The organism is Limnospira sp. PMC 289.06, from assembly GCF_032350395.1.
Taxonomy (GTDB): Bacteria; Cyanobacteriota; Cyanobacteriia; order Cyanobacteriales; family Microcoleaceae; genus Limnospira; species Limnospira platensis.
The window spans coordinates 1-2,088 of record NZ_JARPLC010000262.1 but is presented as its reverse complement, the minus strand read 5'-3'; the positions used below and the strand labels follow the sequence as shown (position 1 = coordinate 2,088).

Annotated in this window: 2 pseudogenes; both read left to right on the top strand. The window is 43.0% G+C overall.

Features of this window, described 5'->3' with window-relative positions:
• Positions 1 to 392 precede the first annotated feature (392 nt).
• Positions 393 to 1,595 (top strand): annotated as a pseudogene (locus tag P5674_RS24290) (group II intron reverse transcriptase); the annotation flags it as partial.
• 96 nt (positions 1,596 to 1,691) lie between these two features.
• A pseudogene (locus tag P5674_RS24285) lies at positions 1,692 to 2,001 on the top strand (transposase); the annotation flags it as partial.
• Positions 2,002 to 2,088: the final 87 nt, after the last annotated feature.

The following is a 2,088-nucleotide window of genomic DNA, read 5'->3' as shown; positions in this document are numbered from 1 at the left end:
GGTAACCCCTCTAATGCTCTGCCCATAAACAAGTGAGTAATGCAATTCACAAGGCACTAGTGAAAAATGTAAGCGCATGCTTAGAGGGCTAAGGATGTGACCAGAAGCTAAAGCCCAATTGTCATGGTTGGGATATGCCCAATTGTCACGGTGTGGATATAGATACTGCGGTCAGTAAGAGTATAATGGCGAGGACGAGTTTAAAGACTACGTGCTGCATATAGCTCTGAACATCGAAGTAAAAAGCAGGTCTGTTGATTCTGCTCCTTTGACAAAACAGGGTATCCACACCAGGAGCCGTATGAAGGGAAACTTTCACGTATGGTTCTGAATGGGAGGGGATGGTGGTGACTCCATTCTCGACCCCTAACATATAGCGAAATGCTCTTACCGTGAACCATGAATACCTACTTTCCAAAATTCATTGTCCAAGCAGTCTAAAGAGAGACCTGAAACAATGGCTCAAAGCAGGCGTGCTAGATAACGGCGTTTTCGATGATACAGAAACAGGGACACCCCAGGGAGGGGTAATAAGTCCAATACTCGCCAACATCGCACTGTTGGGAATGGTTAGGTTCATAGAAACAATGTATCCTAAAAAGAGAAACGTGGTTCAAGCCACAACAATCAGATACGCCGATGATTTTGTAGTAATATCCCCATCACTTGAAATCATTGAACAGTGCAAAACTGCTATTTCCAAATGGTTAAAACCTGTTGGACTAGAAATAAAACCTGAAAAGACTCGAATCTGTCACACGCTCAAACGTATTGAGTATGATGGAAAAACAGAGGAACCAGGGTTCGACTTTCTAGGATTTAATATCAGGCAATACCCGGTAGGAAAATATAAATCTGGGAAACATGGGGGAAGAAGAAAATGAGGCTTCTTATTTAATAAAACCCCCCACAAAATGTTAGGATTAAAAACTAACATAAAACCCAGCAAAAAAGCAGTTAAAGTCCATACAGAAGCGATTAAAGGTGTAATAAAACAAATTAAAACAGCACCTCAATCAGCCCTGATTAGCAAGCTAAACCCGATTATTCGAGGATGGTCAAACTACTATTCAGCGGTAGTCTCATCAGAGACCTTCAATAAACTAGACCATATAGTCTGGTTAATGTTAAGGGCATGGACAGTATCAAGATGCGGAAAGGCAAGTTACAAGAAGCGAAGAAACTATTTCAGTCATGGAACGGTTAGACTTAGTAATGGGAAAGAAAGACATGAATCTTGGTTGTTCCAGACTAAGGATGGATTAACACTATGGAAACATAGTTACACGCCGACTGTCAGACACACCATTATACGCCCCGATGCAACACCATACGACGGAAACTGGACTTACTGGGCAACCAGAAAAGGACAAGCAATCGACACGCCAATTAGGGTAGCAAAACTACTCAAAAAGCAAAAAGGTAGATGTACCTGGTGTGGACAATTCTTTACCCCATCAGATATAATTGAAGTAGACCACATTGTACCTAGAAGCCATGGCGGAAAGGATGAATACAAAAATCTTCAACTATTACATCGCCATTGTCACGATGATAAAACAGCTCTTGATGAAGAGATGATGCTGTACTCTTAACAAGGAGACGGTCAAACTAGGAGCCGTATGAGGTGAAAGTCTCAAGTACGGTTTTGAATGGGAGGGGTAGACCGTGAGGTCTATCTCGACCCCTAATCTCCCTTTACCTTTGAGGGTTGTTGTAATCGGACAGTGTTTGAGTTGTGGTTGGAGTTCATCTTAATTCCAACACTGAAGCCAGGTCAGACTCTAGTGCTAGACAATGCAACGTTTCATAAAGGGGGACGGATTCCTGAGCTAGTGGAGGCGGCTCAATGCCGTTTGCTCTATCTACCACCTTATTCGCCAGACCTCAACAAGATAGAGAAATGTTGGTCGTGGTTGAAAGCCCGCATTCGCCATTGCACGTGAGCAGTTTGATTCTCTCGATGATGCCATGGATTCCGTTCTCCCAGCTGCGTCCTAACCACCTTGACTAATGCTATAATATCAGACAATAGTGCGAGACGTTCAGGCATGAAATAGGGTTGAAATACCTGAAATAACCGCCTGG